Source organism: Kitasatospora nipponensis (genome assembly GCF_039528135.1).
Lineage (GTDB): Bacteria > Actinomycetota > Actinomycetes > Streptomycetales > Streptomycetaceae > Kitasatospora > Kitasatospora nipponensis.
Genome location: NZ_BAAALF010000039.1, coordinates 24,080 through 31,476, shown reverse-complemented (window position 1 = coordinate 31,476; position 7,397 = coordinate 24,080). Strand labels below are relative to the sequence as shown.

Annotated in this window: 6 protein-coding genes; 2 read left to right on the top strand and 4 right to left on the bottom strand. The window is 73.2% G+C overall.

Going from position 1 to position 7,397, the window contains the following annotated elements; translation table 11 throughout:
• Together ABD323_RS14055 and ABD323_RS14050 are read right to left on the bottom strand one after the other, a co-directional pair.
• Window positions 1–1,112, bottom strand: a 1,112-nt coding sequence (locus tag ABD323_RS14055) for a chitinase (RefSeq protein ID WP_344441820.1), incomplete at its 3' end; no start/stop codon positions are given.
• Between the two features lie 398 nt (window positions 1,113–1,510).
• Window positions 1,511–2,332 carry a class I SAM-dependent methyltransferase gene (locus tag ABD323_RS14050; RefSeq protein ID WP_344441819.1) on the bottom strand — a complete coding sequence of 274 codons (822 nt, stop codon included), beginning with the start codon at window positions 2,330–2,332 and terminating at the stop codon, window positions 1,511–1,513.
• Between the two features lie 475 nt (window positions 2,333–2,807).
• On the opposite strand from ABD323_RS14050, the gene ABD323_RS14045 reads away from it, so the two are divergent.
• Window positions 2,808–3,350, top strand: coding sequence for a hypothetical protein (locus ABD323_RS14045; RefSeq protein ID WP_344441818.1), 543 nt, complete (start codon window positions 2,808–2,810; stop codon window positions 3,348–3,350).
• A 48-nt stretch (window positions 3,351–3,398) separates the two neighbouring features.
• On the opposite strand, the gene ABD323_RS14040 is transcribed toward ABD323_RS14045, so the two are convergent.
• Complete coding sequence (locus ABD323_RS14040; RefSeq protein ID WP_344441816.1) at window positions 3,399–4,628, bottom strand: metallophosphoesterase; 1,230 nt, start codon at window positions 4,626–4,628, stop codon at window positions 3,399–3,401.
• A 112-nt stretch (window positions 4,629–4,740) separates the two neighbouring features.
• Entirely contained in the window at window positions 4,741–5,898 is a 1,158-nt protein-coding gene (locus ABD323_RS14035) for a LacI family DNA-binding transcriptional regulator (RefSeq protein ID WP_344441815.1), read from the bottom strand.
• A gap of 360 nt (window positions 5,899–6,258) precedes the next feature.
• Between ABD323_RS14035 and hisC the strand changes: the two genes are divergently transcribed.
• Complete coding sequence (gene hisC, locus ABD323_RS14030; protein WP_344441814.1) at window positions 6,259–7,338, top strand: histidinol-phosphate transaminase; 1,080 nt, start codon at window positions 6,259–6,261, stop codon at window positions 7,336–7,338.
• The last annotated feature ends 59 nt before the right edge of the window (window positions 7,339–7,397 follow it).

Sequence of the window (7,397 nt, the reverse complement as noted above, 5' to 3'; positions counted from 1 at the left end):
GAGGCACCCGGCAGCACCGAGCCCGCGGCCGGCGAGGCGCTCAGCGAGAAGTCGTTGACCGGGGTGCCGGTACCGGAGGTGAAGGGCTCCAGCGCGCGGCTGAAGTCCCAGGTGCCCTGGCTGATGCCGGAGCAGGTGTCGGAGCCCGCGGTGCCCACGCAGCCGCCGTTGTCACGCTGCAGCGCCCAGAAGGAGAGCGTGTTGAGGCCCTTGGTGGTGGCCCAGGCCTGGACGGCCTGCGCGTCCGCGACGGTGGTCGTCTCGGCCGCGCCGAAGTCGTCGATGCCCGGCATCAGGGTGATCCCGATCGACCCCCACAGCTGGGCGGCGGTCTTGGTCGGGTAGAGCTTGGCCAGCTGGCCGTAGAGCCCGGTGGCGGCGTTCTCCGCGTCGGTGCCCATCACGTGCGAGGCGTTGTCGTAGTAGTCGAACGTCATGATGTTGACGACGTCGATCCGCGCGTTGTTGGTGACCGCGTTCTTCAGCACCGCCAGGCCGCTGGAGGCCAGACCGCTGGTGGTGGTGGGCAGCGTGTAGGAGAACTGCACCGAGCGGCCGCCTGCCGCGGCCCAGTCCTCGACCAGCTTGATCGCCTTGTTGCGGCGGTCGATGCCGGCGGTGTTGGTCAGCGAGTTGTCCTCGGTGTCCAGGTCGATCCGGTTGACGTTGTAGGTCGAGATGACGCTCTCGTACGCCGCCGCGATCTGGTTGACGTCGGTGCAGCTGTCGGCGATCTCGGTGCCGCCGTTGTCGGCCGCGTAGCCGCCGAAGGACGGGATGACGTCGCCGCCCTTGGCCTGGATGGCGCTGATGTCGCTGCCGAAGCTGGAGGCGGTGATCGGGGTGCTGGTGTCGCCGTCCCAGTAGACGGTGCAGGACCCCTTGGTGGCGGCCTGGACGAAGGCCATGCTCACGTACTTGTTGCCCGACGCGGTGACCTGGGAGGACAGGCTGCCCGGGGTGTAGGCCTCGTAGTAGGGGGCGAAGACGTGTGCCGGCAGCGGTGTGGCCGCGTGCGCCGCGCCCGCTCCGGCGCCGAGCACCATGCCGGCCGAGGCGGCCAGGGTGGCGCAGGCGGTCAGCGCGGCCTGGACGGATCTGTGAAGTCGCATCAATGCTCCAACAGACGTGGGGGAAAAGGGACTGGACAGGATTTGCGCATGACAACGGCCGGAGTGGAGGCGTCCGGTCGGTGCCGTGAAGGGCAGGGAGGCCGGTACGGGGGACGTCGGAACGGCACGGCGGGCAGGGGGCGGTGGGCGGAATCTGGGCAGGGCGGGTCCCTGCCGGCCGGTGGTCACACCCCCACAGTGCATCCCGGTCGGATGGACAACCTTATGGTTGGACTAGACCAGTTATCTGTCAAGAGTCCTAACAGTCGCCCGGTCCCGCACGGGTCCGTCGGTGCACGGACGGCGCGGATGCGCCAAGGGCCGGATCCGGCGGTCGGATCCGGCCCTCGGGCGCGGCGGTTCTGACGTGACGTCAGGTGCGGTCGGTGGCGGGTGCCTCAGGCGGTGCCGGCCGTCAGCAGGTGGCCGCTGACTCCGAGCAGCGAGGGCTCGGACTCGGCGCGGCGCAGCACGTCCAGCAGCAGCGCGCGCTGCTCGGGGTCGTCCAGCCGCTCCTCGACGCCGAGCAGCCAGACGGCGCCTTCCAGGCCGTACTGCCCGGTCGTGGTCAGCCCGGCCTCGGTGAACTCCACCGGCACGTCCGCGGCGAGGTGGAAGTAGGCGGTGGTGAAGAGGTTGGCCGTGCCGCCCGGCCGCAGCGCGCCGGTGGCCACGCAGGCGTCGGTGACGGCCTGGTTGGCCGGGGTGAAGTAGGAGCCCGACCGCACGCAGTCGTGCACGCCCGCGAAGCGGTTGATGGTGGCCGCCACCACCAGCCCGCCGGGCCGCAGCACCCGGCGGGCCTCGGCGAGGGCGCGCAGCCGGTCCTCGCGCTCGGGCAGGTGGTAGAGCGGGCCGAGCAGCAGGACGACGTCCGCGGATCCGTCGGCGGCCGCCAGCGCGCGGGCGTCGCCCAGGGTCGCGGTGACCCCCGCGAGCCGGCCGGCCTGCTCGACGTGCAGCGGCACCGGGTCGACCAGCTCCACCCGGTGTCCGTCGGCGGCCAGCCACTGGGCGTGGATGCCCGCGCCGCCGCCCACGTCCAGGATCCGCAGCGCGGTGCCGCGCCGGGCGGCGTCCTCGGCGAGCGGGGCCAGCAGGCGGCGCAGCACGTCCTGGGTGCGCCACAGCTCCAGGCGGTTGGTGCCGCGCAGCAGGCGGCCCTCCTCGTCGCCACGGGTGTAGTAGGCGAGGATCTCGGGGGCGAGGGAGTCGGTCATGCCCGGAAGTCTTCCTTGATCGGGACGGTGCGGGCCATCGAATTTCGTCCCTTCCGCCCTCCATGGCGCACCTGGCCTTCGATTGCCATGCGTGGAGCCGTACTCGCCCTTGGTGACGAAGCTGGTGACACCGGCCACAGGCTGAATCGCACCTACGATCGGCGACCGTGGAGGAGGTGGCCCCCGGCCGGCGGGCCGTGACCCGGTCGACCGCCCCGACCTACGATCGTGCGTCGTAGCCGGGCGGCTTGCTGCCCGGGGGCGGGCCACGTTAAACCTGGACGAGTCGCCAAGCGCGCCGCCCGCACCGGACCTGTTCCTCCGGTGCCACCGCAGTCCGGTGGAGCGCATCCGTACGGCACCGACCGACATCGGGGTGCCCACGGTCCGGGGCGCGCCCTCGCAGCAGCCTGCGGCCGATCGCCGCGGCACTGCCGTGCGCCCGGGACCGGCAACACCGAACGAGGTAACCAGCATGCGCAGCACCCTGATCACCACCGTGCGTCGACGATCCTCCGTGATCGCCGCCTCGGCCGGCCTGGCCACCGTCTGCGCCGCCTCCGCCGTCGCGCTGGCGATCCCCAGCACCAACGCCGCCGCCGCCGAGGTCGCCGTCGCCCAGGCGCCGGCCGCCGCGGTCGAGCACCGGGACTCCGCGCTGAAGGCCTCCTTCACCGACACCCCCGCCGCCGTCGCCCCGATCGCCGCGGCCGGCGACACCGGCCGGCTGAGCTCCGCGCCGTACCTCAAGCCGAACGCCCCGCAGGGTGCCGGCCAGAGCGTGACCGTGGCGCCCTACACCGGCCCGCAGCACGCCGCGCCCGCCACCCCGGCCGCCCAAGCGCAGCAGGCCCCCGGGGCCGCGCCGGCCACCGCCGCGCAGCCGCAGCAGCCGGCCCCGGCCCCGCAGGCGCCCCGCCCGCCCCCGGCGGCCGGCCTGCGTGGGTGGGCGCGGCGGCCCGCCGGTGGGTGCCTCGATGGTAGGGGCGCCGGCCCGGCAGCGGAACAGCTGACGTGAAGTCAGTCACAGCCGCGGCGGAGCGGCTGCGCAAAGCGCTCCGGGCGGTCAGTCCACCGGCAGCCGGGAGACCAGCAGCCGGCCCTCCATGGTGACCCCGCCGTCCATCGCCACCGCCAGCTCGTCCGCGTAGATGTAGGGGCCGGGCACGTACGGGCGCTCGCCCGAGTCGTTGTTGGCCTCGCCGGTCAGGTACGGGATCGGGCTGTGCCCGTGCACCACCCGGTGCCCGCCGTAGGTGGAGAGCAGCTCGCCGGCGGCCATCGGCCCGCCCGCCCCGCGGAAGGCGAAGCGCTTGGTGAAGCGCCGGAAGGCGTCCCACCACTCGTCCGCGCCCTCGTCCGCGAGCAGGTCGTGGACGGCGTCGTTGACCTCGTCGATCGAGTTGCCGAACTCCAGGTACGCGGTGGTGTCGGAGTGCAGCAGCAGGTGCCCGTCCTCCAGCGCCATCGCCGGCAGCCGCGACAGCCAGCTGATGTGGTGGCCCTGCAGCCGCTCCAGGTCGTGCTGCTGTCCGCCGTTGAGCAGCCAGGCCGCGCGGAACGAGGCGGTCCCGGCGGTGGACTGCACGGGCTCGTCGCCGTAGCGGTGGGCGCCCAGGAAGAGCAGTTCGTGATTGCCCATCAGGGCCCGGCAGTAGCCACCGGCCGCCGCCGCCTCGGCGGCCAGCTGCATCACCAGGTCGATGACGCCGATGCCGTCCGGGCCGCGGTCGGTGAAGTCGCCGAGGAACCAGACCCGCGAGCGGCCGGCCGCCCAGTGGCCGTCGGCGTCGATCAGGCCCTGCTGGTGGAGCGCGGCGAAGAGTTCGTCGAGGTAGCCGTGCACGTCGCCGACCACGTAGAGCGGTCCCACCGGTCCGGGGTCGCCGGCCGGCTGCTGCTGGTAGCCGGCGTACGGGTTGTCCTCGGTGATCGGCGGGCCCAGCTCGATGGTGGGCGGGTCCTCCGCGGCCGGCGTTTCGGCGGCCGGCCGCGGCGCGCCGAGGGCGTCGTCCAGGGGCTGGGAGGCGTGGAAGACCGGCTGGCTCCCCGGCTCGGGCATCGGGTGCCCGGCCACCGGCCAGTGCTGCTCCAGGAAGCGCGCGCCGCCGTACCCGCTGTAGGTGGCGTCCTGACCGCCGGCCTGCTCGCCGGCGTAATCACCGGGCGAACCCCGGTACTCCTGAGGGGGATTGGGCTCGTAGTACGAGCCGTACGGCAGCACGTCGAGGTCCTGGTGCGGGTGGGGGCCTGAGTGCGGCAGTTCAGGCCCGGGGAAGCGGTCCTCGGGTGTCATTCGCCCATCATAGGAAGACCACTCACCCGTCGTCCTCACCCGGTCGGTATCCAATCCGCCCGGAGGGCCCCCACCGGGGCACCCGCGCACCCCCGACCGGGCGCGGTGTGGTTCAGACCTCACCGGGCGATCGCGGCGGGCTGACGGTGGTTCGGGGGCTGCGCCGTTGTGACGAGGCCCGGACGATCAGCTCGGTCGGCATCAGGGTGCCCGGGGGCGGTCCGGTGCCGGCGGTCCGGTAGCGCGGCGGGAAGAGCCGGGCGATGTCGACACCGGTGCCCGAGTCCACCCCCTCGATCGCGTCGATCAGCAGGTTGACGACCGTGGTGCCGATCCGGCGGGGCTTGAGCGACAGGGTGGTGATCGGCGGCTCGGTGCCCGCGTACACGTCGCTCTCGCTGCAGCAGACCAGCAGCAGGTCGTCCGGCACCCGCAGGCCGTAGCGGCGGGCGGCGGCCAGCAGGTCGGTGCCGTTGGGGTCGAAGAGGCCGTAGACCGCGTCGGGGCGGTCCGGGCGGGCCAGCAGCCGGTCGGCGGCGACCGCGCCGGCGGCCGGGTCGTGCGCCGGGTACGCCTCGTAGACCGGCTCCTGGCCGACCCGGTCGCACCAGCCGAGGTAGGCGTCGGTGCTCAGCCGGGTGTAGGTGTCGGTGCTGGTGCCGGTGAGCAGGCCGATCCGGCGGGCGCCGGCCTCGCTGAGGTGCTCCAGGATGCCGAGCACGGCGGCCTCGTGGTCGTTGTCCACCCAGGCGGTCACCGGGCAGTTGCCGGGCTTGCCGTCGCTGACCACCGGCACGCCGGACCGGTAGAGCTCGCTGACCAGCGGGTCCTGGTCGGCCGGGTCGATCACCACGGTGCCGTCCAGCGCCACGTTGCTCCACACGTCGTGCCGCGAGGAGGCGGGCAGCACCACCAGGGCGTAGCCGCGACCGAGCGCCGCGCTGGTGGCGGCCCGGGCCATCTCGGCGAAGTAGGCGAACTCGGTGAAGGTGAAGGGCTCCTCGCCATAGGTGGTGACGGTCAGTCCGATCAGCCCGGAACGGCCGGTGCGCAGCGTCCGGGCGGCGGCGGACGGCCGGTAGCCGAGGCGCTCGGCGACCTCGCGCACCCGGCTGCGGGTTTCGTCGGGCAGACGGCCCTTTCCGTTCAGGGCGTCCGAGACGGTGGTGATCGACACTCCGGCGGCTGCTGCCACATCCCGGATGCCGGCCCGTTCCAGACGTCGTGAGGTGGTGGGTCGCCGACCGCTCTGATTGGCTGCTGCTGTCATGGCCAACCGATCGTATGGTGCCCCGGCGGGTGGCGGGACCAGGTCGTCGGGCCGGGCTGAAGATACGTTTCTCCATGTCCACGGCTCGTCCCACTCCTTGGATCAGGGGTCTGATTTCGGCCGATTACCTCTGACATGTGCCATAGGAACGAGGGACAATGGCTGATCTGCGGCGCTGCCCCGGCCGCACATCTCACCCCTACGGGTGAGCGCGCTCGGTATCGTTCTGAGCACCCGACCGGGGACACGACGCGGCGCGCGCGACCGGCGCACGACCGAGCGCCGGGGCGCGGGCCCGGGAGCAGGCGGCTCGGCGGCCCCATCGGGCCGGGGCCGCACCGAACGAAGGAGAGCACCATCGTGAGCGGTACGGCAGCGCAGGGCCCGCGGCTTCGCCCGAGCCTGGACGGCATTCCCACCTACAGGCCCGGCAAGCCGGCCGGCGCCGACGCGTTCAAGCTGTCCTCCAACGAGAACCCCTACGAGCCGCTGCCCGGCGTCCTGGAGGCCGCCGTCGTCGCCGCCGGCTCGTTCAACCGCTACCCGGACATGGCGGTCGGCGAGCTGACCGCCGAGCTGGCGCGGCGCTTCGACGTGCCGGCCGAGCACATCGCCACCGGCCCCGGTTCGGTGGGCGTGGCCCAGTCGCTGGTCTCCTCCACGGCCGGCCCCGGCGACGAGGTGATCTTCGCCTGGCGCTCCTTCGAGGCGTACCCGATCATCACCCAGGTGGCCGGTGCCACCCCCGTGCCGGTCCCGCTGACCGCCGGCGAGGAGCACGACCTCGACGCGATGCTCGCCGCGATCACCCCGCGCACCCGGCTGATCTTCGTCTGCAACCCGAACAACCCCACCGGCGTCGCGATCCGCCGCGACGAGCTGGTCCGCTTCCTGGACGCGGTGCCCGGCGACATCCTGGTGGTCGTCGACGAGGCGTACCGCGAGTTCCTGCGCGACGAGCAGGTGCCGGACGGCGTCGAGCTCTACCGCGACCGCCCGAACGTCTGCGTGCTGCGCACCTTCTCCAAGGCGTACGGCCTGGCCGGCCTGCGGATCGGCTTCGCGATCGCGCACGAGCCGGTGGCCACCGCGCTGCGCAAGACCGCGGTGCCCTTCGGCGTCAGCCAGCTCGCCCAGGACGCGGCGGTCGCCTCGCTGCGGGCCGAGGACGCGCTGATGGTCCGGGTCGAGGCGCTGGTCGTCGAGCGGGCCCGGCTGCGCGAGGCGCTGCTCGCGCAGGGCTGGACCGTGGTCGACTCGCAGGCCAACTTCGTCTGGCTGCGCCTGGGCGAGCGGACCACCGAGTTCGCCGAGGCGTGCACGGCGGCCGGCGTGATCGTGCGGCCGTTCCCGGGCGAGGGCGTGCGGGTCTCGATCGGCGAGGTGGCCGGGAACGACATCTTCCTGGCCACGGCCGAGGCGTTCCGCAAGACGCTCTGAAGCCGTAGGCCCCCAGGCCCTGGGCCCGATCCCGTAGGCCCGATGCCGTAGGCCCGATC

Excerpts from the sequence above, each read along its gene's own strand:
- ABD323_RS14035 (WP_344441815.1), bottom strand. The coding sequence starts at position 5,898 with ATGACAGCAGCAGCCAATCAGAGCGGTCGGCGACCCACCACCTCACGA.
- ABD323_RS14050 (WP_344441819.1), bottom strand. The coding sequence starts at position 2,332 with ATGACCGACTCCCTCGCCCCCGAGATCCTCGCCTACTACACCCGTGGC.
- ABD323_RS14040 (WP_344441816.1), bottom strand. The coding sequence starts at position 4,628 with ATGACACCCGAGGACCGCTTCCCCGGGCCTGAACTGCCGCACTCAGGC.
- ABD323_RS14045 (WP_344441818.1), top strand. The coding sequence starts at position 2,808 with ATGCGCAGCACCCTGATCACCACCGTGCGTCGACGATCCTCCGTGATC.